This window comes from Heliobacterium mobile (assembly GCF_009720735.1).
Classification (GTDB): Bacteria; Bacillota; Desulfitobacteriia; order Heliobacteriales; family Heliobacteriaceae; genus Heliobacterium; species Heliobacterium mobile.
This window is the reverse complement of the sequence record NZ_WNKU01000001.1, coordinates 42,758-67,596: the sequence shown is the minus strand read 5'-3', so window position 1 is coordinate 67,596 and position 24,839 is coordinate 42,758. Positions and strand designations below refer to the sequence as shown.

24 protein-coding genes and 1 pseudogene are annotated in these 24,839 nt (G+C 51.9%); 4 read left to right on the top strand and 21 right to left on the bottom strand.

The genetic code is table 11. The annotated features are described in order from the left end of the window. Positions 1-187 precede the first annotated feature (187 nt). The 3 genes from GJ688_RS00325 (at position 188) to GJ688_RS00315 (ending at position 3,581) form a co-directional block, all read left to right on the top strand. Positions 188-994, top strand: a complete 807-nt coding sequence (locus tag GJ688_RS00325) for a DUF2935 domain-containing protein (RefSeq protein WP_170291512.1) — start codon at positions 188-190, stop codon at positions 992-994. A 159-nt stretch (positions 995-1,153) separates the two neighbouring features. Further along, the gene (locus GJ688_RS00320; RefSeq protein WP_170291511.1) at positions 1,154-2,254 is read left to right on the top strand and encodes a glycosyl hydrolase family 18 protein; all 1,101 of its coding nucleotides are present in this window, start codon (positions 1,154-1,156) and stop codon (positions 2,252-2,254) included. A gap of 211 nt (positions 2,255-2,465) precedes the next feature. Beyond that, positions 2,466-3,581: a glycosyl hydrolase family 18 protein gene (locus tag GJ688_RS00315; RefSeq protein WP_155474546.1), complete on the top strand. Its 1,116-nt coding sequence runs from the start codon at positions 2,466-2,468 to the stop codon at positions 3,579-3,581. Positions 3,582-3,627: 46 nt separating this feature from the next. On the opposite strand, the gene GJ688_RS00310 is transcribed toward GJ688_RS00315, so the two are convergent. The 13 genes from GJ688_RS00310 to GJ688_RS00250 all read right to left on the bottom strand — a co-directional run bounded on the left by GJ688_RS00310 (position 3,628) and on the right by GJ688_RS00250 (position 16,131). After that, entirely contained in the window at positions 3,628-5,670 is a 2,043-nt protein-coding gene (locus GJ688_RS00310) for a PAS domain-containing hybrid sensor histidine kinase/response regulator (RefSeq protein ID WP_155474545.1), read from the bottom strand. A gap of 38 nt (positions 5,671-5,708) precedes the next feature. Then, positions 5,709-6,770, bottom strand: a complete 1,062-nt coding sequence (locus GJ688_RS00305) for a cobalamin B12-binding domain-containing protein (RefSeq protein WP_155474544.1) — start codon at positions 6,768-6,770, stop codon at positions 5,709-5,711. A 178-nt stretch (positions 6,771-6,948) separates the two neighbouring features. Next, on the bottom strand, positions 6,949-8,958 hold the full coding sequence (locus tag GJ688_RS00300) for an ATP-binding protein (protein ID WP_155474543.1): 2,010 nt from the start codon (positions 8,956-8,958) through the stop codon (positions 6,949-6,951). Between the two features lie 220 nt (positions 8,959-9,178). After that, a complete protein-coding gene (gene aroH, locus GJ688_RS00295; RefSeq protein ID WP_155474542.1) occupies positions 9,179-9,559 on the bottom strand; it encodes a chorismate mutase in 381 nt (126 codons plus the stop codon). Between the two features lie 28 nt (positions 9,560-9,587). After that, the gene (locus tag GJ688_RS00290) at positions 9,588-10,007 is read right to left on the bottom strand and encodes a HutP family protein (RefSeq protein WP_155474541.1); all 420 of its coding nucleotides are present in this window, start codon (positions 10,005-10,007) and stop codon (positions 9,588-9,590) included. A gap of 44 nt (positions 10,008-10,051) precedes the next feature. After that, positions 10,052-11,353, bottom strand: coding sequence for a BaiN/RdsA family NAD(P)/FAD-dependent oxidoreductase (locus GJ688_RS00285; protein ID WP_328597279.1), 1,302 nt, complete (start codon positions 11,351-11,353; stop codon positions 10,052-10,054). Between the two features lie 26 nt (positions 11,354-11,379). Further along, positions 11,380-11,844: a hypothetical protein gene (locus GJ688_RS00280; RefSeq protein ID WP_155474540.1), complete on the bottom strand. Its 465-nt coding sequence runs from the start codon at positions 11,842-11,844 to the stop codon at positions 11,380-11,382. A gap of 31 nt (positions 11,845-11,875) precedes the next feature. After that, complete coding sequence (cobT, locus tag GJ688_RS00275; RefSeq protein ID WP_170291510.1) at positions 11,876-12,979, bottom strand: nicotinate-nucleotide--dimethylbenzimidazole phosphoribosyltransferase; 1,104 nt, start codon at positions 12,977-12,979, stop codon at positions 11,876-11,878. Beyond that, positions 12,969-13,571, bottom strand: coding sequence for a cob(I)yrinic acid a,c-diamide adenosyltransferase (cobO, locus tag GJ688_RS00270; RefSeq protein ID WP_155474538.1), 603 nt, complete (start codon positions 13,569-13,571; stop codon positions 12,969-12,971). Before cobO ends, cobT begins: the two co-directional genes overlap by 11 nt. After that, positions 13,504-14,466: a pseudouridine synthase gene (locus GJ688_RS00265; RefSeq protein WP_155474537.1), complete on the bottom strand. Its 963-nt coding sequence runs from the start codon at positions 14,464-14,466 to the stop codon at positions 13,504-13,506. The genes cobO and GJ688_RS00265 overlap by 68 nt, the downstream gene beginning before the upstream one ends. Positions 14,467-14,641: 175 nt before the next feature. Next, positions 14,642-14,851, bottom strand: coding sequence for a hypothetical protein (locus GJ688_RS00260; RefSeq protein ID WP_170291509.1), 210 nt, complete (start codon positions 14,849-14,851; stop codon positions 14,642-14,644). A gap of 159 nt (positions 14,852-15,010) precedes the next feature. Continuing rightward, positions 15,011-15,541, bottom strand: a complete 531-nt coding sequence (locus GJ688_RS00255) for a spore maturation protein (RefSeq protein WP_155474535.1) — start codon at positions 15,539-15,541, stop codon at positions 15,011-15,013. Between the two features lie 2 nt (positions 15,542-15,543). After that, positions 15,544-16,131 carry a nucleoside recognition domain-containing protein gene (locus tag GJ688_RS00250; RefSeq protein WP_155474534.1) on the bottom strand — a complete coding sequence of 196 codons (588 nt, stop codon included), beginning with the start codon at positions 16,129-16,131 and terminating at the stop codon, positions 15,544-15,546. 173 nt (positions 16,132-16,304) lie between these two features. Here GJ688_RS00250 and GJ688_RS00245 point away from each other — a divergent pair, with 173 nt between their 5' ends. Beyond that, on the top strand, positions 16,305-18,602 hold the full coding sequence (locus tag GJ688_RS00245) for a transglycosylase domain-containing protein (protein WP_170291508.1): 2,298 nt from the start codon (positions 16,305-16,307) through the stop codon (positions 18,600-18,602). Positions 18,603-18,703: 101 nt separating this feature from the next. Here the strand turns inward: GJ688_RS00245 and ytfJ are convergent, their stop codons facing one another. The 8 genes and pseudogenes from ytfJ to trpS form a co-directional block, all read right to left on the bottom strand. Continuing rightward, the gene (ytfJ, locus tag GJ688_RS00240; RefSeq protein ID WP_155474532.1) at positions 18,704-19,162 is read right to left on the bottom strand and encodes a GerW family sporulation protein; all 459 of its coding nucleotides are present in this window, start codon (positions 19,160-19,162) and stop codon (positions 18,704-18,706) included. A 124-nt stretch (positions 19,163-19,286) separates the two neighbouring features. Next, positions 19,287-19,736: pseudogene (locus GJ688_RS21490) on the bottom strand (DUF2953 domain-containing protein); the annotation flags it as partial. A gap of 229 nt (positions 19,737-19,965) precedes the next feature. Continuing rightward, a complete protein-coding gene (locus GJ688_RS00230) occupies positions 19,966-20,601 on the bottom strand; it encodes a cyclodeaminase/cyclohydrolase family protein (RefSeq protein WP_155474530.1) in 636 nt (211 codons plus the stop codon). Positions 20,602-20,652: 51 nt separating this feature from the next. After that, positions 20,653-21,510 carry a bifunctional 5,10-methylenetetrahydrofolate dehydrogenase/5,10-methenyltetrahydrofolate cyclohydrolase gene (locus GJ688_RS00225; RefSeq protein WP_155474529.1) on the bottom strand — a complete coding sequence of 286 codons (858 nt, stop codon included), beginning with the start codon at positions 21,508-21,510 and terminating at the stop codon, positions 20,653-20,655. 38 nt (positions 21,511-21,548) lie between these two features. After that, positions 21,549-22,397 carry an alpha/beta fold hydrolase gene (locus tag GJ688_RS00220; protein WP_155474528.1) on the bottom strand — a complete coding sequence of 283 codons (849 nt, stop codon included), beginning with the start codon at positions 22,395-22,397 and terminating at the stop codon, positions 21,549-21,551. A 5-nt stretch (positions 22,398-22,402) separates the two neighbouring features. After that, positions 22,403-23,032 carry an SMC-Scp complex subunit ScpB gene (gene scpB, locus GJ688_RS00215; protein WP_328597278.1) on the bottom strand — a complete coding sequence of 210 codons (630 nt, stop codon included), beginning with the start codon at positions 23,030-23,032 and terminating at the stop codon, positions 22,403-22,405. Then, positions 23,029-23,814, bottom strand: coding sequence for a segregation and condensation protein A (locus GJ688_RS00210; protein ID WP_235910636.1), 786 nt, complete (start codon positions 23,812-23,814; stop codon positions 23,029-23,031). The genes scpB and GJ688_RS00210 overlap by 4 nt, the downstream gene beginning before the upstream one ends. A gap of 6 nt (positions 23,815-23,820) precedes the next feature. After that, positions 23,821-24,822 carry a tryptophan--tRNA ligase gene (trpS, locus tag GJ688_RS00205; RefSeq protein WP_155474527.1) on the bottom strand — a complete coding sequence of 334 codons (1,002 nt, stop codon included), beginning with the start codon at positions 24,820-24,822 and terminating at the stop codon, positions 23,821-23,823. Between the last annotated feature and the right edge of the window lie 17 nt (positions 24,823-24,839).

The following is a 24,839-nucleotide window of genomic DNA, read 5'->3' as shown; positions in this document are numbered from 1 at the left end:
AAGTGCTTGCCTCCAGCGGAAAGAGCAAGTTGCTTTTCATGTCTAAACAGTATTCCCATACCCTTTCTTCTCTTTAAGATTCTCTCCAGCCCCCTCCTCTATGCGAGAAGTTATTCTTTTTATCGGGCAACGACATAGTATTTTATCGGCAAAAGAATGATTGACTCATTCACAAGGAGGGGTATCTGTGGAGACTGTTAGTTTTGAACAAAGTGCCCTCTTTGAACATCGTTTTTGGCTGCAGATCCTGGGAGACCACAGCCGCTTTATCTTCAACGCCCTTTCGCCGAAGGAGGCTGCCGAAATCCAGCGAGCCGAATTCTTCATCATTGAATTCGATCGACTGCTGGAAGAAGCCCGTCGGGCGGGACCAGAGACAGACCTGATGGCACTCGGTCAACAGGCTTACAACCAAGCCCGGGAACTCCGCAATTTCAAGCTTCACCTCCTGCGCCGGCACATCATCGATAAGATCGATCTGAACCTTCCGCCGACGATGCTGAACCACATGGTCAACGAGGTGGAAGAGTACTTGCGCATCCTCTGCTTCCTGCTGGCTAAACAATGCCCTACCGTCCAGGTCTCCCACCTGCACCTCCTCTGGCTCTCTGACGCGTCGGGACACGCCGCCTTCCTCGCCTCCGGACTGGATGAAGTGGAAAAGCCATTGATAGACACGAACTTGATATTTGAACGACAGTTCGACAACCTCTATAAAAAAGCCGTCAACCTGGCTGGTTACATGCGAGCAGGCGTCAAAGAGTTTCCTGCTCTGCAGTACCTCAACCGTCAAGTGGAACGAGAGATCAACTCCTTCAGCGCCTTTCTTACACAATTGGAAGCGTCAAGAAAAACGAAAGCCGTGCTTGGCATTTTTCCACCATTGACGCCGGATCACATGATTCGGGAAGAATGCTATTACTTAATCAAACTGGCTCAAGTTTCGACGATCAAGCCACCAGAATGCGACCCGACTCAACCTCGTTCCGAATGAAAAAACCACCCAATGCTGGGTGGTTTTTTCACTATCTTCATCGATTTGCTTCATGATACGATAGACGAGCAAAATACTAAACCATCTCCATGGCCGCCAATGCTACATAATGCTTCGATTTCGCACTACTTTTATCAACCAAAGGAAGTGGACGGACCAGTGAAACGGAAACTACCTCTTGTGATGCTTTCCCTGCTTCTTCTCCTCTTCATGCATCCGTCTTCATCTTGGGCCTATTTTTTTGACGTTTCTCAAGCCCTCGGTATCTACAACACAAACAATCACCAATTGCAGGAATATAGGAACGAAAAAGTCATCCTCGGCTATTACCCGGTCTATTATGACGGTGACAAAGCGGCTTATAATTCACTCGCCACGTACGGCGATTCCTTTAATGCCATCTCCACCTTTACTTACAGCGTGGACAAGCAAGGCAACCTAAGCGGAGAAGCGCCTGCCGACGGTCTTGCATTAGCGAAAGTCAAAGGGGTCAAGACCTATGCGCTGATCCATAACCTCGATGAAAGCGGAAATTTCGATCAGCAGTTAGCCTCCATATTCCTCGGCAGTTCTCAGGCTCGCGAAAATGCGATCGACCAATTGATAAACATTTTACAATCGAATGGATATGACGGCGTCACCGTAGACATAGAGAGCGTGAAAGCCTCCGAGCGGGCCAACTACAGCCAATTCATCCAAGAACTGAAGAACGCCCTATCCCCTAGAGGATATAAAGTCATCGTTTCCGTACCGGCAAAGCTCTTTGACGACCGAACCTCTGCTTGGGGCGGCGCTTTTGACTACACCGCCTTGGCGAATTCCGCTGACTATGTACAGATCATGACCTATGACGAACACTGGCCCGGCGGACAGGCAGGCCCGATCGCTTCTATCGATTACGTAAACCATGCGATCCGGTACACATTGACCGCCGTCCCAAAAGAGAAAATCCTCTTAGGCATCGCCACCTATGGTTATGACTGGAGCAGTAAGACGACAAAAGCAGTAGATTACTACTCCGTTCCCCAGATCCTATCCACCTTCGGCATCACCTCATGGTGGGATGAATCATCCAAAACACCCTGGTTCACTTACTGGGACGGGTCAGGCCAAAAACATGACGTATGGTATGAAAATGCCCGTTCCACCGGTTATAAACTTGATTTAGTCAACCAATACGATTTGGCCGGGGTGGCCGTTTGGCGCTTAGGTTTTGAAGATAAGAGCTTTTGGGATATGGTCGACGCCAAGCTGAAATAAACAACAGCCGACTTGAAATTTGTCATTCTTTTTAAACAAAATACCGGTACTTTATTAAAAAAACCACTCTGTCCAGAGTGGTTTTTTATTGATAATTAATTTTTTAGGACCTTTGACCGATGTAAGAAAATTTTATCTATGCTAAAATAAATGTGCAGACAGGCACAAGCATCCGTAGCACTATAACACATCATCAAAGGAGAAATTGACTATGTCAAAAAAGCTTCGTCTGTTTCTGGCCCTGCTGCTCATGTCCCTCTTCATCTTGCCTCTTCCTGTTCTAGCGGCCAAAAAAGTCACTACGAAGCCAACTTCGACGACCGGCACCACGACCCCATCAGGAACGACAACAACGACCTCCCCGACGACCGTCACCGGCAAGACGATTCTCGGTTACTATCCTGTCGATTACAGCGGCGATAAGACGGCTTACAACTCTGTCGCCAACTATGGCAGCTACTTTAACGCCATTTCGACTTTTACCTACCGAGTCGATGGACAAGGGAATTTGACAGGAACGGCACCGGCAGACGGAATTTCCTTGGCCAAATCCAAGTCGATGAAGGCATACGCCCTGATTCACAACTATATCAACGGAGCCTTTGACCAGACAACAGCATCAACGCTGCTGGGAAGCGCCACAGCTCGACAAAACGTCATCAATCGCCTGAAAACCATCCTTCCGGCCAACGGATACAACGGTGTCAACGTGGATTTGGAAAACGTAAAGGGGACTGACCGGGCCAACTACAGCCAGTTCATCAAGGAAATGAAAGGTGCCCTCGGTCCGCTTGGGTACACGGTCATCGTCTCCGTCCCCGGTAAAACCTACAATGACACTACCTCCTCCTGGGGCGGCGCCTTTGACTTTACCGCCCTCGGACAAAGCGCAGACTTCGTACAAATCATGACCTATGATGAGCACTGGTTTGGAGGAACACCAGGTCCGATCGCCTCGATCGGCTACGTGACGAAAGCCGTACAATACGCCACCTCGGTCATTCCGAAAGAAAAGATCCTGCTCGGAATCGCCACCTACGGATACGACTGGTATGGATCCAGCACGAAGACGGTTACATATTTGACGGTACCGAAACTGCTCAGCCAATACAACGTCACTCCCCAATGGGATGACACGGCCAAATGTCCCTGGTTTACATACACCGACAGTTATGGTCAAAGCCATCAAGTCTGGTACGAAAACGCCCAATCGACAGCCTACAAGTTAGACTTAGTCAATCAATACGGGCTGGGCGGTATCGGCATCTGGCGTCTAGGCTTCGAGGATCAGAGTTTTTGGGACATCGTCAACAGTAAGCTAAAATAAGATGATATGAAATAGAAGGCCCTCTTTCCGCATGGAAGGGGGCCTTCTATGATGTACGATCCGATTGCATCGTTGAAAACCACTGATCTAATACCCGGCGAAGGTCTTCCATCTTGATCGGCTTGCTGATGTAGTCATCCATACCACAAGCGAGGCATTCCTCCCGGTCACCCTGCATAGCCCGGGCTGTCATAGCCACGATAGGCGTATGCACCCCCTGCTCAGACTCCATCTTCCGGATGGCCCCTGTCGCTTCAAAGCCATCCATCTCCGGCATCTGACAGTCCATCAGCACCAATGTATAAGCTTTCTGCTTGATCGCTTCGACGGCTTCCCGCCCGTTGGTGACAGCATGGATCGGAATGCCGAATTTTTTTAACTGCAACAAGGCCAGTCGCTGGTTGACTGGATTGTCCTCGACAAGCAAAATCATCTTCTCTGCCGGTGTTCGTGCAGGCAGGTTCTTAAGAATCGTGGAGGGCTCCTCATTTTTCTTGACTGTGAGAGAGGCTTCCAAAGGGACCGTAAACCAGAAGGTCGAACCTTGCCCAGGTTTGCTGTCAAAGCCGATCTGGCCTTCCATCAATTCCACGAGACGTTTCGAGATCGCTAACCCCAAACCGGTCCCTCCGTATTTACGGGTTGTCGAACTATCTGCTTGGGTAAAGGGCTGAAACAAGCGTGGCTGAACCTCTTCGGGAATCCCAATTCCCGTATCTATCACCTCAAACCGTATGATCGGTTTATCTGCCGTCACTTTGGTGATTCGCAAAGTTACCTTCCCCGATTCGGTGAACTTGACGGCATTGCTGACGAGATTCGTTAAGACCTGACGCAGACGCACATCGTCGCCTCGCACGGTAGAAGGAACATCTGCAGCGATATCAACGACAAACTGAAAGCGTTGTGAATCCAGCTTACACCGAGAAAGATTGACGATTTCAGCGACTACCAGAGGGACTTGAAATTCGGTGATATTTAAGTCGATTTTACCGGCTTCAATTTTTGAAAAATCTAAAATGTCGTTGATGATCGCCGATAACTGCTGGGACAGGTCGCTGATCGTCTTGGTATATTCCTGCTGTTCTGCATTTAATGGCGTCTCCATGAGCAGGTCTGTCATCCCGATGATCCCGTGCATCGGTGTCCGGATCTCATGACTGACCGTAGCTAAAAAAGCGCTTTTAGCCGAGTTGGCCGCCTCGGCTGCTTCCTTCGCCGTCTGCAGTTCCACTTCTTCCCGCTTTCGTTCCGTAATATCGCGGGATACAGCGATGATCTCCTGCACCTTTTCACCATCGAACACAGGGCGGCTTTTCGTCTCAAACCATATGTACTGGCCGTCTTTGCGATGGATTTGATAGCGAAGGGTCAAAGGCTCTGATGCATGAGCGAGTCGCTTATACGCGTCGATCACCTTTTCTGTGTCATCTGGATGTATAAACTCGTAGCCGGAGCGTCCGATCAGCTCTTCCGGCTCGTATCCCAGCAAGTGCCGGCATACGGGCGAAGCATACAGGATGACATTTTCCGGTGTAAGGCGGGTGATCAAGTCGGAAGAGTTATCCGCCAGCAGGCGGTGGCGCTCTTCGCTCTTCTCCAACTTTTTGACGAGCATACGCTGCAAATTTACCAGTTCGTTGTTCAGCCGGGTCACTTCATCATACAGTTCCCGATCCCAATCGGCCTGGTTCCCTGCCTGACTGGCTAGTTCCTTCATCGTCGTTCGCAAGACCGGTGTCTGTTTCGTCTTTTCAAGGATCTCCTCGTAGAGTTGGGTCATGGCCGTTCGTGAACGGGCTCCAACGATATATAACTGCCCATCATGGGCAAAACCAGCGAAGAAAAGCAAAAACAGTTGATCGCCGACAGGGACATTCAGTTCCCAATTGAATACATTCTCTTGCGTTCGCAAGGCAGTGATAAAATTCATCGCCTTATCGATACACTTAGGATCAATGATTCCGGGAAAAGGCTGTCCAGCCCGTGTACGGGTAGAAGCACCTAACTCATTGCTGATCACCCGTCGAATGATGCCTTGCCAGTCACAGATCACGGCAAGGCCCGTTGTCAACTCAGAAGAATTCATTTCCGGCCACTCCCTCTACCAAGGAGGACAATTCTTGTTTACGCTGTTACCAAGCCTTTGGCGACGCTAACCGCCTCTTTCGCATCCCGGGCAAAGGCATCGGCGCCTACCTTTTGCCACAACTCCGGTTCCACATTAAAGGGGTATCCACCGACCATAATTTTCAGCGTTTTACCCAATTCGGAGGAACGAACCTTTTGAATCAATTCGGCGACCATCCGAACGTGGAACGTCATCGTTGCAGACACAGCGAGCACATGGGCCGCCTGTTCCTCCAATGCCTGCAGGATGTTGTCTGCTGGTGTGCTGGCACCGAGGAAATAAGTATCCCATCCGTCCATCTCTAACAAATCCGTAATCATGCGGATACCGATTTCATGCAGCTCACCGCTCACACAGGTTGCCACCAGCCGATAGCCGTTCTTTTTTCCCGAAAAAATGTAGGGATACAACTGGGCCATGATCGTCTGCGTTGCCGCCGAACAGTAGTGCTCCTGGGCCACGTTGATGCGATTCATCTGCCAAAGACGGCCGATCTCATATTGGGAACGTTGAAAGACATGCAAATAAATATCCCGGACAGCGATGCCTGATTGAACAGCGTCCATGATCAAGCGACTCGCCTCATGTCTCTCGGCCCGTAAGAGCGCTTCGAGATATTGACGGCTCAAGTCCGCCAAAGGCGCTTGAACATGCAAAAATGTGGGCGGCTCTTCCGGCGAGCCATCGAGGATGTGAATGCCCATATCCACATAGGCACAAGCGACGCTGTGGATTTCGGGAGGAAGCATATTCTGAAGTACTTCTCGGTTATAAGTGAGGTTATTCACCACATCGGATATGGGTATACCTCTTTCCAGAAGCATCGTCTTGAGCCACGCCACATAATCGGTAAATAAAGAGGGCCTCTCCGTAGCGACTGCTTCCGCTAAGAAAGACAACTGCGCTTGCATATCTTGGAGCGCTCGAGAGCGTCCGATCGACTGAAACCGGTTAGTCAACTCTGTCTGGTCCTTACATTGACGCCCAAAAACAGCTTCCGATAGTGCTGCAATTTGATCTTCCATTTTCCGGCTGACTTGATAATAGTCGTTTCCCATGAACTTCTCCTTTCATTGACCCATCAAATCGCCGAGTTCGAAGCAAAGCCATCATGCGCACTCGTTTTCTTTTGATCAATATTCCTCGTTCTAACAGGGAATCCTGCAAACCCTGATAAAAGCAGTACATTTTTTACGAATATCTTCCACAATATATTAAATGTAAATATGATTTCGATTATTTTTGAGGGAACGCATTCGTACTTATCTTTTCTAAAGCTTTCCTCGCCTTGATATATTCCGCCTCTATACGAGCAACCTTCTCATGGGCACCGTCCAATTGCCCCTGACGTCCCATGAGTTCCAGCTCTTTACTGCAGGCAGAGAGTCCAACAGCGCCGATACCAGCGCTGCTCGATTTGATACTGTGGGCCAAGTTGGTCAGGACCCGTATATCTTGCTGTTGAGCCGCTTCATGCAAAGCTTGAATTTTTTCAGGGGTATCCCGTAAAAAGATATCGATGACATCGGCCACGATATCCGGTTCTCCTTCCTCCTGCAGATCGCGGAGGCTTTCCAACAACCCTGTATCAATCACACCGGATTCTTCGTCACGCTTCATCGGTAACCACCGTTCCAACACTTCACGAAGTGTTTGAATCACAAAAGGTTTACTTAAATAGTCATCCATACCGGCCTTGAGGCACCGTTCCCGATCGCCTTGCATGGCATAGGCAGTCATGGCGATGATCGGGATATGACCGCCTTTTCTCGCTTCGGACCGACGAATCGCCTGTGTTGCTTCGTAGCCATCCATGACAGGCATCTGGCAGTCCATCAAGATCAGGCTGAAAGGCTGATGATGAAAAGCCTCAACAGCTTCCCATCCGTTGACGATAGCATGGGCGGTAAGGCCTAGCTTTTTTAGCTGTAACAACACCAGTTTCCGGTTGACCGAATTATCTTCGACCAGGAGAATCGGTTTTTCCGTTTTGACAGCAGGCAGGGCTTCATCGGCAGCAACCCGATCTGATTCTGAGGGATTAATAGAGGTCACAGCGTATTCGGTACCCTCTACGGGGGCAAGGGATCGAGCAAAGGGCACGATAAACCAGAAAATCGAACCGTCTCCTTCTTGACTGATCACTCCCATTTGTCCGCCCATCATTTCGATCAGCGCTTTGGAGATAGACAAGCCCAATCCGGTTCCGCCATACTTGCGGGTCGTCGAGTTGTCAGCCTGTTCGAAGGGTTCGAACAATCGCCGGCATGCTTCCTCAGACATGCCGATCCCCGTATCAGACACTTCAAAACGAATCATGACCCTATCGTCCTCTTCCCTCTCCACGAGAACGCGGATGATGACTTTTCCTTTTTCCGTAAATTTGACAGCGTTGCTGACCAAGTTAAACAATACCTGGCGCAGTCGGACCGGATCACCGCGCATGAGGCGGTTGACTTTATCGTCTAGACTTACCTGAAGGGAAAGTCCTTTATCTTTCGCTTTGGCTTCAAAAAAACGAACCATTTCTTCGACTATAGGAGCCAGGAGCATATCGCTGGTTTCCAATTGCATTTTTCCCGCCTCGATTTTTGAAAAATCTAATACGTCATTGATGATGTTCAGCAACAAATAGGCGGATTCACAGACGGTTTTAGCATATTCCCGCTGTTCTGGGGGAAGCTCCGATTCTAACAGCAGCTCGGTCATACCCAAAATCCCGTTGATAGGCGTACGTATCTCGTGGCTGATGGTAGCGAGAAACTCACTTTTGGCACGGTTTGCCGCTTCTTTTGCTTCTTGAAGTTCCACCTCGAAGGCATTGCTCTCTTCCACTGCGATCCCTGCTTCGACTTGCCCATCGGCGGTCATATCGTGCCCGACGGCATAAATGTGACCCTTTTCAGTGACCAGTGCCGAGTTCCACAGTATATGCTTAAAAGTGCCGTTTTTGCAGCGCAGCCGGTTTTTAAAAGATACCGTCTTGACACCAGGGACAAGCGATGCCATCGCCTGCTCGGTCCGTTCCAAATCTTCTGGGTGAATGAACGTTACATAAGGAGCTGCAAAGAGTTCCTCTTTGGAAAACCCGAATATCCTCTCCCAGGCGGAGTTAAGATAGGCAAAATAACCGTCAAAACCGGTGATGCAAAACAGTTCCGGCGAAATATCGAAGAAAGGCAGTATTTCATCGATGCCGAATGGAAAACCGGTGTGATTTTCTTTTCCCCCGCCTTGTAGATTCATCACAAGGGCCTCCCTGTAATCAACAAATCCTATTCTAAGGCTCAATATTCCTTTTATTCGTTGAGGGTACTCTTCGCTACGGGAGGTAGGAGATCCTTTTTCAAAGCATGATTTTTGTTGTAATTATCGACAAATGACAAAGAACAAAATAAAACCGCCAGTCATCAAGGACATAGCGGCTTTACTATAGCTTCATTACGTTGCTTATGTTCTGTTTATCCTAACCGTCTTTCCGGTTGAGATCGGGACGCAGTTTGGCCGCTCCCCCCAGATAGACATGGACCATATCTTCTTGCCCTTTCGACGTGTTGATATGCAGCAGCACACGAACACAGCGCGGGAGAGCACCGGGAACGTCGATTTCCCGTGCGCACATCAAAGGCACCTGGTGCCAACCCATCTCGCGAGCTGTATAGGCGGGAAAGCCCTCATTCAAATCCGGAGTCACCGTAAAAAACGCTGAAGCGATATCATCCAACTGCAGTTCATTCGCATCGAGCAACTCCGTCAACAATTCCCGTGTCGCCTGACCGATGGCTTCACGGTTGTTCTCTTCCACCGTAACGGCGCCACGCAACCCCCGTACATAGTTCACCGTCAAATGGCCCTACCTCCCTACTATTCTACACTTATAAAGCTGCCCGGTGACCCATACCTACGGCCACTTCATCAAGATGGAGCAAACCGATACCGAAGAAAATAGCCACACTGATATGGTCCTGGTAGCGAGCGATGCCCACTTTCCCGCCGATATTCAGTCCTACCGCTTTCGGCATGATCTGCATCATGGCTTCATGGGTAGCGCCGGCTACGGCGCCCTCTTCCGGATGGCTCTCCCGGATGACCCCTTCCCGCTTGGCAGCCACGACAGCCCGCTCGATGATCTTCTTCACGGCTGGAACGAATTCCCCGCCGTAGTCTACAGCAGCGGTCCGGATCCCTTCTTGTAAAAACATCCGGCGTAGTTCATGCTCATCTTCGCGGCTTTCGCTCATGGCCAGTCGCAGTGCAGCAGCGGCCACCCGTTTGCTTCCCGGATTGCCTCCCATGCTCCGTCCTCCCGTCCTACCTTGTGTTCCTTCGGGCATGCTCATTATACCCCTCCTGCCGGCAGATTGACAAGTTTTGCAGCGGCCCGCCCAGCCACATACCCCATGGACCAAGCCGCTTGTAAGTTAAATCCGCCTGTATAGCCGTCTACATCGACCACTTCGCCGGCAAAAAAGAGACCGGGCACCCGTTTACTTGCCATCGTCTTCGGGTCGATTTCCTTGATGTCAACACCGCCAGCTGTTACGATCGCCTCACTCATGGGACGATGACCGATGACGGTGACAGTCATACCTGTGAGCGTCTCCAGCAGCTGATGCCGTTCCTGGCGGGTGATCTGGTGGACAAACTTATCCTCATCGATTTTGGAAAGCCGGATCACCACCGGGATCAACGATTTCGGCAGCAAGTCTCCCAAGGCATTTTTATATTGCTTCCGCAGGTACTCATGAAAATCCCGCTGAATCCGTGCGTCCAACTGTTCCGGCGTCAATGCCGGCTTTAAGTTGATTTTTATGGTCAGGGGCTCTCGCTCTTTGCCGCTTTTCTCCCAGTAATTGGTCGCTTTTTTACTCAAGCTTAACACAATCGGGCCGGAGAGGCCAAAGTGGGTGAACAGCATTTCCCCAAACTCTTCGCCTAGTTTCTTCCCTCTCGGATCCCACAAGGTCACCCGGACATTTTTGAGCGCCAGCCCTTGCAGCTCCTTTACCCAATCTTCCTGGGCGATCAAGGGAACCAAAGAAGGTCGAAGCGTCGTCACATGAAGGCCCAAATCAGCAGCCATCCGGTAGCCGTCACCGGTGCTCCCTGTCCCCGGGTAGGTGCTTCCCCCGGTGGCGATGATGACGGCCCGGCCGGGAATCTTCGTTCCCTGTCCCGTCCGTACCCCTGCCACCTGTCCGTCCTCATCCAGCTCGACGGCAGTAACAGAAACACCGGTCTGCACATCCACCTTGAGCCGTTTCATCTCCCGGGCCATGGCGTCAACCACATCGGCGGCCCGGTCACTTTCGGGAAAGACCCGATTGCCCCGCTCCACCTTCAGCGGCAGCCTCAGTTCCTCTTCAAAAAAACGCATCGTCTGCCGGTGGTCAAATGCTCGCAAGGCGCCATAGAGGAAACGGCCGTTGCCGGGGAGATTGGCGATGATCTCTTCCACATCATTGGCGGCGTTCGTCACATTGCAGCGTCCCTTGCCGGTGATCATCAGCTTTCTGCCAAGCTGATCTTTTTTCTCCAAAAGCAAAACGGGAGCCCCGGCTCTGGCCCCCATGATGGCTGCCGTCAACCCGGCAGCCCCTCCCCCAACAACAATGATCCGCGACTTGTCCAGGATCGTCACACTCCAATTACCAGGGTTGTTCCTTATTACCGTGCCGTCATGCGCCGTTCCAACTGCTGTTGAATGCGACGCTGTTCCTCATTGATTCGATAAATAAACCGTTCCACTTCAAAAGGATGCAAAAAGAGTTGGTCCGGTTCCAGTATTTCCACTTTACGAAATTCTTCACGCATGGAAAAGCGCGTTAAATCTTCAAGGCTGTCCGCACCGACCGTCAAAATCACCGGTGCAAAGGCCACTTCCCGGCCTGTTTCCTCATCTAGTAACACGTATACATCGGCGCCTAGATCGATATCTTCCACCTGGATCCCTTGAATGGGCACATTGCGAAGCAGGGATACATACTGATCACGAATTTCTTCGGCCTGTTTCTCCAGATCCGGTGAACCAAAAAAAAGTCTATTTTTTCGAAAGGGAGTGCGAAAATCTAGACGGACTCGAGCCCGGATGGCCGAGCGTCTCCAATCGTCTCCCATTAGTCCGTTCCCCAACGTTGTCTCCTCCAACCTCCAGCAGGATTTTCTACAATATTCGAGGCGAAGGATCATTATTCCTTTTTTTCGGCCATTTCCCCATATCGCGTAGCACACAGGTAGCCAGATAAGCCTGGTGAAGGGCCAGTACCGCACCCACCCCTTCTCCGTACTGCAGATCAAAGGCGAGGAGCGGCTTGAGTTGCAGAAAGTCGACGATCTTCTGCTGGCCCCTTTCTTTCGACCAGTGGCTGAGCAACAGATAATCACGAATGCCGGGATCGAGAAAAAAAGCGCACAAGGCAGCCGTACAGGTGACAAAACCATCTAATATAGCTGGAAGGCGCAGGCGAGCCGCTTCTAAAATCGCACCGGTCAGGGCAGCGATCTCTAATCCTCCCACCATCGACAGGACTTCCACCGCATCACCGGTCGGGGGATCGTGCCGACACAAGGCCTGCGCGACGACGCGCCTTTTTCGCTCCATAGCGTTGTCGGAGACGCCGGAACCGTGCCCAACGACCTCTTCGGGAGGCAATTGCAACAAAGCCGCTGTGATAGCGCTGCAGGAGGTGGTGTTGCCGATACCGATTTCCCCCAGTGCTAAGGCTTGGACCCCTTCTTCTGCCGCCTGTCTCACCAGGTTCGCCCCTGTTTGTAGGGCTAAAAGGACCTCTTCCCGCTTCATGGCCCGGCCTTTGAGAAAATTCTTCGTCCCCGCTGCAATCTTCAAAGAGATCCATTGGGCCGCCGCTTTTCCCAGTTGGTAACCGGGAACAGTCGTTCCAGCAGCGTGGCAATCGCGATGACAGTTTTCCTTCAGGCCCACATCGATCAAATAAACTTCGGTGGCTGTTTCCCGCCCCAATACGGATGTACCAGACTGGCCGTGTAAAAAGGCTTCCACGATAGACCGGGTCATCCCTTCGGGATAGGCACTGACCCCTTCTTCGGCAACGCCGTGCTCAGCTACCATGATCAGCACCCGGCGGCGATTTAAGCAAGGAACTTCCTGGCTCGTTATCCCCGCCAAGTGGACCACAAAACTCTCTAAAGACCCCAGCCCTCTGGACGGCTTGATCAAACCATCCCAGCGCCGCTGGGCCGCTTCCATGGCCTCTTGGTCCAGAGGACCGATGGGATCAGTATTCAATGCCTCTCCGGCTGGCGACACCGATTTGGTAGGGGTGCTTAATCTCCTTCATTTCGGTGACCAAGTGGGCCCGTTCTACGATTTCCGGCGGCACATTGCGGCCGGTGACGATCAGTTCTACCTTTTCCGGTTTGAGATCGAGAAGTTCCAATGCTTGCTCAATCGTCACCAGTTCGAAGTATAGCGCGTTCGATAGTTCATCAAGGATGACCAGATCATAGTCAGCGCTCGTGATGACTTGCCGCGATTTTTCGAGAGCCATGGCTGCCATCTTTTTGTCTTGCTCGGTGGCTGCCCCTTTGCGCACGAAGCAATGGCCGCAACCGACGCACTGCATTTCTCCTTGGCGGATGAGGGGATCATGGGTGCAATTGCGTCCGTACTGGGCCAACTGGATATCGGGGGACAGACGCTGGATCGTAGCCAGTTCACCGTAATAGGAACTGCCCTTCATAAATTGAACGATAAACACCTTAAACCCATGCCCGATAGCCCGTAAGGCTAAGCCGAGGGAAGCCGTTGTTTTACCCTTTGCGTTTCCTGTGTACACCTGAATGAGGCCTTTTTCCAAAACCGGTCTTGTCACCTTCATTCCCTCCGTCCATTTTCCTGCCCGGAACTGAACTCAGACCCTTTGCAGCAGGCCCGGCAGGTTTGGAAAGCTTATTTTTTTCAGCCGCTTTTCCCGGCGCTTTTATCGCTTCTTTTCTTTTGATTTCTGCTTGCTTTTTGTTCCCTTTTGCGATTCCGGCTGCCCCTTGCAGTGCCCGTACTTCCTGCGGTTTCAACGGGCGGTAGGCACCGGGCTTCAGCCCGCTGATCGTCAAGGGACCAAAAGAAACACGAGTCAAGTGAACAACCGGATAACCGACGGCGTCTCCCATGCGCCGGACTTGCCGGTTCCGTCCTTCATGGATGGTCAGTTCGATCCAGGTGGCGCCACCCTCCCGATCGAGCACCTTCACCTTCGCCGGTGCCGTCAAACCATCTTCTAACATAACCCCTTCGGCAAAGGCTTTGATCACCGGATCGGGAACGTTCCCCCGCATCCGGGCATGATAGGTCTTTTCCACACCGTACTTCGGATGAGTCAGCCGATAAGCCAACTCTCCGTCGTTCGTCAATAAGAGCAGTCCCTCTGTATCCTGATCCAGCCGCCCCACCGGATAAATGCGGGCAGGAACATCTTTTAACAAGTCGATGACGGTCGGCCGGCCCTCAGGATCTTTCCGGGTCGTCACGAAACCCCTCGGTTTATACAAGAGAAAATATTGGTGCCGCTCCCGAACGGTCAGGGGCTTTCCATCCACTTGAATCACATCTTTGCCCTCTTCCACACGAAGGCCTAACTCCGTGACGACGGTACCATTGACTTGCACCCGGCCTGCCCGGATCCAGTCTTCCGCTTCCCGCCGAGAGGCTAAACCGTGAGCAGCCAGCACTTTTTGCAATCGTTCTGCGGTCGTTGTCGATAACACCTCTTTCATGAATCTCTACCGCAATAGTTTTTCCTTTCCAATCTCACTATACCATGTTCGCCTCAATCCGCAAACAAAAGGACCTGCCGGCGTCATCTGCTCGACAGATCCACGAATGTATATTGAATACAATCAAACATAGATGTACTCCTTTTTGGTAAAGAAAGTGTACAGTCTATGGAATTTACGCGTAGTAGCGTTTTTTCATTTTAATGTCGCTCAGGGGATCGGTCTTGTACGCTTTGTATTTGGCACCACCGTCAGCAGGAATGACTTCCATCATATCGTAAGCATACTCACCAGGCATATTGTCAATCTTGATCAACAGTATCTTGCTGCCGTCATCCTCAAAGATAACATCGGAGACGGTCCCCGACTTAGCATTATAGGTCATCACGCGATCACCTGTCTGAAACGCAGGGGACGTAGCCATCGTTTACTGCACCCCTTTTTCAAAAAATGGTTTTTTTCAGAATTGACAGTCAACTCTCTTGAAACGTATGATACCACAATCCTGTTGTGAGGAAAAGCACTTTTTGACACTTTATTAAAATCAGCCGAAAAAAAGTCTGCAAAAATAGACAGATGCCAGAAAACTTGTCACGTCCGCTAACAACCCGGTAAACAGACTGTACCGGTACTGGCGCACGCCGACAGCCCCAAAATAGATCGTCAACACAAAAAAGGTCGTATCTGTCGTCCCTTGCATGACGGACGCCAGACGACCTAGAAAAGAATCCGGTCCATGCGTTTGAATGAGTTCGGTGGCCACCCCTAAAGCACCGCTGCCCGACAAGGGGCGCATCACCGCCAGCGGTAAGATTTCCCCAGGAATGCCTAAAAAATCGGTGAGCGGACTGATGGCGTTCATGACCATGTCCATGGCGCCTGTTTCCCGGAATATACCGATAGCCACCAGCATCGCCACCAGGTAGGGAATCAGCTTTACAGCAATCGTGAAGCCTTCCTCCGCCCCAGCGACAAAGGCGTCATAGACTTTTACCCTCTTCAACGCACCAGCGATCAAGATAACGGCAAAGAGCATGGGAACGGTCCACTGGGACAATGTATTGAAGATTGACATCGTCAACCCCTCCGTCGTTGAAAATAGGTCCGCAGCAGCCAATCGGCAGTCAAAGCCACCGACATGCCTACCGTTGTCGCCAAGATCGTCGGCACGACGATCTCTGTTGGATTGGCCGAGTTTGCAGCCACCCGGACGCTGATGATCGTCGCCGGAACGATGGTGATGCAAGATGTATTCATCGCCAAAAAGGTGCACATGGCGGCGGAGGCTTCGGGACGGTTACGGTTCAACTCCTGCATCGCCTGCATCGCTTTCATCCCAAATGGGGTCGCCGCACTGCCAAGACCTAAAACATTGGCGCTTAAGTTCATCAAAATGTGTCCCAAGGCCGGGTGATTCGCCGGAATGGAGGGAAAAAGCCGCTCCATGAAGGGACGGGCAAGGCGGGCGACGACACGAATCAATCCGGCTTCCTGGGCGATGCGCATGATGCCCAGCCACAGAGACATGGCCCCGATAAGACCGAGGGCGACTTCGACAGCCATTTCCGCTCCTTTGAGAGCGCCGTCGGTCACTTTCTGAATATCACCATGGGACGCCGCGATACCGATACCTCCCAGCAAGAAGAAAAGCCAGATCACATTCATCGACGAATCCCCCCTAAACGGTACAACTTATGAGGGGGGAAAGATAGGCTAGACCAAATCACGCTCAGGAAAAAATGTTAATAATTGGCAGGAAAATGAATATTCACTGAGAATAAGTACACTATATGGGGGAAAATCCTCGAGGTACATCATGCCGTGGAGGTACACATAGAATGTTTCAAACACCTGATCGAAAAGAAGGCCCTAGCCGCGATTCTCCTTCCACTGATAAGGGCAAGCCGTCCAAATTTCGCCGTTGGCTCCAGGTCGTCGCCGTCATCACCTTATTCATTTTGCTCGTAGGAATCGGAACTCTTACCTATTTCTTAAATGACTGTCCAGAATTGAATGCCGAAACGCTTGGCTCTCTCGAAGCGACTTCCTTTGTCTACGACAAAGACGGTGAGCTCATTACGGTACTCCATGGAGAACAAAACCGTATCCCCATATCCCTTGATTCCATACCTCTAATGATGCAAAATGCCATGCTGGCGGCAGAAGACCTTCGATTTTACGATCACCAAGGGGTGGACTTTCGCGCTATTTTGCGGGCCCTGGTGACCAACTTTCAAGACGGGCGCTATTCCCAAGGGGCCAGCACGATCACCCAGCAGCTCGTCAAGAACACCTTCTTGTCCACGGAAAAAACGATTAAACGTAAAATCCAGGAAGCTTTTTTGGCCTACCGGTTGGAATCGCGCTTCAGCAAACATCAGATATTGGAGTTATATCTCAACCGCATCTATTTCGGCCACAGCGCCTATGGTGTGCAAGCAGCAGCCCAGACCTATTTCGGAAAAGACGCATCCATGCTTAACCTAGCCGAGGCAGCCATGATCGCCTCGATCCCTCGGCGGCCGGGCTACTACTCGCCGATCACGAATCCTGACGCCGTGTTGGAACGACGCAATCTTATCTTAAGCATCATGAGCAAAAACAATATGATATCGACAGCCCAAGCGGAAGAGGCGAAGAAAGAGGCCCTCCCCCATCAGATTCACGGTGTCACCCAAGGCCGGTACCCTTATGGCGCTTTTGTCGACTACGTCATCAATGAGCTCTCAAACCACGGCTACAGCGAAGATCAGGTCTTCCGAGGCGGTTTGAAGATATACACCTCTCTCGATCGGAAGGTCCAACAGCGCATTGAAGATGTCATGAACGACGATTCCAATTATCCGCCGGGACCTTCTGACCAGCCCGTTCAGGCCAGTGTGGCCATCATCGACCATAAGACCGGCGAGATCAAGGGACTCGGTGGAGGACGCAACTACGACGGAAGGCGCAGTTTTAACCGAGCGACACAACTTCGCCGCCAACCCGGTTCTGCCCTAAAACCGATCGTCGTCTATGGACCGGCTATGGAGGCAGGCTATACGCCTGACGATATTCTCGTCGATGCCCCCATCGACTTTGATGGTTACTCTCCGGGGAACTATGATAACCGCTACCGAGGTCCTGTGACCATCCGGGAGGCCGTCGCCTATTCCTTAAACGTGCCGGCAGTCTATCTCTTTAAGTTGATGGGGATGGAAAAAGGAATCCAGTTCGCCAAGAATGTGGGCCTGCCGCTGACAGATCAAGATCGTTACCTTTCCCTCGCTCTAGGTGGAATGACCCAAGGCGTTTCCCCCTTGCAGATGGCTGGGGCCTACACACCCTTATCCAATATGGGTACTTATGTAGAGCCTCACGCCGTCACCCTAGTGATCGACGCTCAAGGAAAGGAACTCCCCATCGAGTACAAGACCAGTCAAGTAATGAGCAGCAGCGCCGCCTATCGAACGACTCAGATGCTCGTATCGACGGTTCAATCGGGAACCGGTTACCGCGCTCAGATGCGCCATCCCGTCGCCGGAAAGACCGGTACGACAGAACTTCCGCCGACCCCCGAATTTAAGAACCTAAAAGGGAATAAAGACGCCTGGTTCGTCGGCTATACGCCGAAGTACACTTGTGCCGTCTGGATGGGATACGACAAGACGGACAATAGCCACTATTTAAAACAAATCTATGGAGGCTCTTATCCAGCGCAGATGTTCCGCGAGATCATGAACGATGCCTTGCAGAACGAAGCGGTCGAAGCGTTCCATCAACCAGAGGACTATGAGGTGGCCCGGGCGGCAAAGTTCATCGGTCCGAAAAATTATGATTGGTCGCCCAGACATCGAGAGTCTCCCGGACCTCCATCGATGGAACCGGCTCATCCGGAAGGAGCTACCGAGGTCATCACGCCCTCTACCGGTGATGAGCCTGATCGCCAGACGCCTTTGGTCGATTCAGAGAAATCGGCGAAAGATAAACCAGTCAAAAAGGTGCCCGAGACGACGATCGATGTTCCTCCCGTCGTGACGACACCCTCTCAAGACGGGAACAGCCGATCCATCAAGGAACCCGATACGTCGGGAAAGGCACAGACGACGAACCACCCACCCGTCACACCGGAACCGGATACCGGACCAAAAGGGTAAGCGAAAGCCCCCTGAGAAACATCTCGGGGGGCTCATTTATGTGGGGGATAATTCAACTCAATAAGGTATCAGAAAAGTAGTTGTTCAAGGAACACGTTCGCTCAATGCCTTTTTCGCTCGTGGAGTTTTTCTTCAACTTTCTCCTCGTCACATTCACTTGTCTCTTCCGACATATCGCCTCTGTCGGCAACCAAATCACGAATCTTATCCATCACCTGAGGGGCCAAATCGATCAGACGTTCCGCTACGGCATTGCCGTCAACAGGCAGCAAGCGAACATTTCCCTCATGGACGACTAAGAATGCAACCGGTTGAACGGAAACACCGGCGCCGCTGCCGCCGCCAAAAGGAAGCCCTGTATCAGAAGCACTTTGCGGTTGACCTTTACTTTCGGAAAACTCGGAACCGCCCACGGCGAAGCCGCAGGCTACGCGGCTGACGGGGATGATCAGGCTGCCGTCGGGTGCCTGGACGGCGTCGCCCACCACCGTATTGACGTCGACCATCTCTTTGAGACTCTCCATGGCCGTCCGCATCAGCGCCTCGATAGGATGATTCATTCCGACCTTCACCTTCTTTTGTGAACATTCCTGGTATGATCCCAGCACGCCATAGTCCAACAATGATAATATGACCGGGGCGCATTGTGACTATGCAATCGAGGAATACATCGATACGCTTGCCTCCGTAGAAAGGAACTACATTCACTCTCGGCAAGGCGTCAGGATCTTTCACAAAACGGTAAAGGCGAGCAAGCAGCGTGTATTTTAACGACCATAAACCACCAGACAATAATGCCGTTTCAAGCGCATCTGCTGCACCGACCCGCGTCACCCATTGGAGTTTATGGATTTGAAAATTATCTAAATTTACATCGATGACTCGTAAAAAACGACGGAATTTAGGAAAGAGGGATTTTGCTTGGGCGATAAGTTTTATCAGGCTTTCGCGGCGGGTCTGCTCTTTTTTTTGATATTTGAATCTGTATAACAATTTTGGTTTGAGCTTTTTCGTCGATAGAGAAACCTTGGGAAGGCGAAAAAGAGTCCACCAGTGTCCGAGAAATAACCAGGACAAGGTGAATTCATCTTTTTCGCCTTCTCTTTTATAGGTAACCTGCAAGGTAAAGGGCATGCGTACCAAAAGATACGCCAGCATAAGTAGGATTCCCCCGACTGGGAGGATCCATTTCAAAAGATTCATCATGGTGGAGGCTATCCCTCACTTCGGAAGGATAGCATACCCAGGGTTAGCCTAAATTATCCATAGAACCCTGCTGTCGGCTGTAAGCCTTGACGGTCATACGTCTGATAGTGGGCTGTACACTGTTAAAAAATTATCCCTGTTACTGAAATGGAAGTAATCAGCCCCTAATCCGCTTTAACACTTCAGCTACGGCTGTATCCCGCAGCGCTAGGGCTTGTTCGATAAGTCGATCTCGACGAGCCGCTGATTCGGCGACAAAGGTTTCGTCTTTAATCGCAGGAAGGTTGATGTCTACATTCAGCAAAGCGCCTTTTAAAGCAGCCTCCGCTAAATAAGCGCCAACACCCACATCGGAGATGGCCATTTTGTTGCCGACAACGGCCAGTTCCACTGCCGACGCCAACGCTTCCAAACAGGTTTCACCAATAGTCAAAGGCACATTGGTGGCATTTTTAGCCGCTACTTGCATCGCTTGGGCACGGGCAGCCTTCTGTTCTTCCGTATCTTTAGGCATCTTGAACACGGCCATATAGGCGTCAAAAGCTTCTATGTCCGCACGGACTAAACTCTCCAGGCGGCTTAAAATCCCTTGCAGCTTTTGAAGCTGCTCTTGTACCTGCGGTTCTACCTCTTTGAACTTCTCTTTTCCTGTCGTCAGGTTACCCACCATAGCGACCATGGCTGCCCCGAAAGACGCGGCGATGGCCGAAACGGAGCCGCCTCCCGGCGTCGGCGATGACGATGCCGATTGGGTTATGACTTCTCGCAAGGAAAGATCGAAAATATCACTCATGTTTTTCATCCCTCGTTCATTATTGTTAGCTATAAAAAAGGGCGGGCCTGCTTAGGCCAACCCTTTTTGCATCTTAAGTCCTTGAATCACGTTCCGGAAGAGCAACACTGTCGTGCAAGCGCCGACTCCGCCGGGTACCGGCGAAATGAACGACGCCACTTCTGCTACGTCGGCGGTGCAAACGTCTCCGACAATGGAACCGTCGGGCCCTTCATTGATGCCCGCGTCGATGACGATCGCTCCCGGAGCGACCATATCTCTTGTGACTAGGCCAGCTTTACCGGCTGCTGCGATGATGATCTCGGCACGCCTCGTCTCTCCGGCAAGATCCTTCGTGCGGGTATGGCAAACGGTCACTGTGGCGTTGCGGCGAAGCAGCAAGAAGATGAGCGGTTTGCCAACGGTCTCGCCCCGTCCGACGATGGCCACTCGCTTGCCGCTGATTTCCACACCGGACCGCTCCAACAGCTCAATACAGCTCAAGGGAGTAGCCGGAACAAGTCCCCGTTGACCGGCCATGACGTAACCCCGGTTGAGCGGATGAACCCCATCGACATCCTTTAAGGGATGAACTGCCTCCATGACTTTCTCTTTCGAGATGTGCTTGGGAAGGGGCAGTTCCACCAAGATGCCGTGGATCTGCTCATCGCCATTTAACCGCTCAATCAACTGGAGCACTTCCGCCTCAGCCGTATCGCTGGGAAGGGTAAATAACTCAAATTCGATGCCCACATTGGCTGCGGCTTTCTCTTTGGAACGGGCGTAGACGACCGATGCCGGATCGTCTCCGACCAACACCACGGCCAGTTTTGGCTGAAAGCCTCTATCCCGCAACGATTGGACTTCTGTTTTTAGTTCGGCTCGAAGCTGGGCGGCAATGGACTTGCCGTCGATATACTGAGCTCCCATGTGTCTGGTTTTGCCACCCTTCTTAAAATCGATAGTGTCTATAACCTAACCTGTTTCATCAAATATTCCTCGACAGCCCGCTCAAAAGCTTCCGGCTCCACGTACATGGGCCAGTGGTTGCCGGGGACCCGGCGAACCTCCAGATTTTTCAGATACCTTATGTACGGCTTCATCTGAAACTCGGCCCGGTTGACGCCTTTTTCCGGCTGGACAAATAAAGTGGGCACATGAATCGGCTCAGTCAAACCGGCCACTCGCATGACGTCGTCGAAAATCTGATTCCGTGCCGGCACGACGAATTTACTGCCCCAGCGCCCGTCAGGCTTTTGTTCCATTCCCGCCTTGAAGACCATCTCTTGGAAAGGACTCCAGCCTTCGTACTGCCGCAAGGTCCGTGCTTTTGCCTCGGCCTCGGCATAATCGGCAAAAGGCCCCATCCCCTTCAGGCTGTCAAGGACCCGGAAAAGGATCGGAAAGCTCAACTTCATGACGGCAGGCATCTTGATGATAAAAATAGGATCGACCAGAATCATGCTCCGGAAGCGCTGAGGATTTTCCCGTGCCCAGATCGGCGCCAGTTTTCCCGTCCAGGAGTGACCGAGGATATGGGCCGTTGACCATCCCAGATGGTCCATGAGCCGTTCCAGATCGAGAATCACCTCAGCAAAGGTGTAGCCTTGCTTCGGCTTATCGCTTTCGCCGTGTCCGCGCATATCGGGGGCCACAATGTGAAAGCGATCGGCTAGACGATCGGCTAGGCGACTCCACATCAAGGCATGATCGCCAAGACCATGCATCAATAATAATGGCTCCTGACCTTGTCCTTTCCATTCTAGATAAGAAAGGCGAATTCCAGGCAGCGATACCGATTGACGTACTGGCTGCATCGACATCAAGCCTCCGGTTCAGATTCGGACAAGGCGGCAGTCCCGGCAGATTCGTGGCTGTCACCGTCCGGCTCAGGTTCCCGCTCCACCAGCGGCAGCAGATCTTGTACAAAAACCTCTTCGAGTCGAGGCAGTTCTTCCATGCCGCGCAGGCCAAAATGGCGTAAAAAATGTTCCGTAGTCCCATAGAGGATAGGACGGCCTAGCGCGTCTTTTCGCCCGACCTCCTGTATGAGACCTTTACCGAGCAGCGTCGCCAACGAGCGTTCCGATTTGACGCCGCGTATCTGCTCCACCTCCAGCCGAGTGACCGGCTGGTTGTAAGCGATAATGGCGAGCGTCTCCAGGGCCGCTGTCGACAGGCCTTGCTGGGGAGCACGCAACAACCGCTCGATATAAGGTGCAAAATCCGGTCGAGTGGAAAGGCGAAAACCTCCGGCTACCTCTTCCAACTGCCAGCCCCGGCCTTGTTCAGTATATTCCACGGTCAGGTCGTTCAGCAGCGTTCGGACCTCCTCTGCGGACAAACCCGTCACTTCTGCCAGGGTATCTAGGGGAACGGGATCGCTGGAGACAAAGAGCAATGCTTCTAAGACCCGATCCATCTGCCCGGTAAAGAGAGCTGTTTGCGTCACAAAACTGGCACCTCAATCAGATAAATCTCACCCAAGGGGGATCGTTGAATAGCCCGGATCTTTTTCATGCGCACCAGTTCCAGTACAGCCAGAAAGGTGACGATGACCTCGCCTGTACGCCGTCGTTCGTCGAAGATCGATGAAAAGACGACAGGATCATCTTTGGGACGGGTGATGATGAATTCGAGCAGTTCCTGCATGCGCGCTTGAATCGAAATCTCTTCCCGGGGGATATCGGCGACGGGCTCTTCCTTCTCCTGCCGATTCAGCACCTTCCGGAGCGCAGCCAAGATATCGCCCAGCATAACCCCCTCAAGGGGATTTTCCTCCTGAAAGAGGTGAGCCATGGTGGAAGGATCGACGACTCGGCCGTAGACAGCGATCTGTTCCACTTCCCGGCTCCGCAGCAGTTCCGCTACCGCTTTATACTTGCGGTACTCTAGCAGCTTGTCCACCAGTTCTTGCCGCGGATCCTCCCCTGCCTCTTCTCCATCATCATCGACAGGCGCTTTCGGCGGTTTAGGCAGGAGCATTCTCGCCTTGATGGCGAGCAGTTGAGCAGCCATCAATAAAAAGGAACTGGTCACTTCCAGATCGATCTCTTCCATCTGTCTCAAATAGGCCAGGTATTCAGCCGTAATTTGAGCGATGGGGATATCATAGATGTTCACCTTGTTCTTTTCGATCAGGTGAACCAACAAATCAAAGGGCCCCTCAAAGACGGGGAGATTTACCTGATAGGCCGTCACCGCTGACCCAGCCTTAGTCATATCCGATGACATGGCGGGCTAGTCCAGAACCCCTTTAACGCCCATGGCCTCCCGGACGAGGCTCATCGTCTCAGAAGCGCGGGCACGGGCTTTGCGAGAACCTTCAGCCAAAACCTCATCGACGATGCCGGGCTTGGCCAGCAGTTGGTCCCGGCGCTCCCGAATGGGGCCTAATACAGCTTCCAACTTAGCAGCCAGCCGCTGCTTACAGGCGACACAACCGATATCGGCCTTGCGGCAATCGCTGGCGATGCCTTCCACTTCCACGTCGTTGTAGATCTTGTGGTAGGTATGGACGACACAGACATCGGGATTGCCCAGATCGGTCTTGCGTACCCGGCCCGGATCGGTGATCATGAGCCGTACTTTTTCCTTGATCTCTTCTGGCGACGCCGTCAAGGAGATATCGTTCCCATAGGATTTGCTCATCTTGCGGTTATCGACACCGGGAAGCAGGGGAACTTCCGATAAGAGCACTTGCGGTTCCGGGAAGACTTCCTTCTGATACATGAAGTTGAACCGGCGAGCCACTTCCCGGCTGATTTCCACGTGGGGGATCTGGTCTTGCCCTACCGGCACATGGGTAGCCAGGTAGAGCAGGATATCGGCCGACATCAGCAAGGGGTAGCCGAGGAAACCGTACATATTGATCTCTTTGCCCTGCAGGCCGAACTGCTGGATTTGATCCTTATATGTCGGGCACCGCTCTAACCAGCTGACCGGGGTCATCATGGAAAAGAGCAGATGCAATTCGGCATGTTCCTTTACCTGCGACTGCACCATGATATCGCATTTTTCCGGATCTAAACCGGCCGACAGCCAGTCTAAGGCAATCTCCCGGATCCGCTGCTGCAGGGACTGCACATCCTCAAAGGAGGTTGTCAAGGCATGCCAGTCGACGACACCGAAGACACAGTCATATTCCTCTTGCAAGCGGACCCAGTTTTCTAACACACTCAGATGACCGATGTGCAACCGCCCCGTCGGGCGCATGCCGCTAAAGATTTTCCCTTTCTTCATGGTGAAACTCCTCTCTC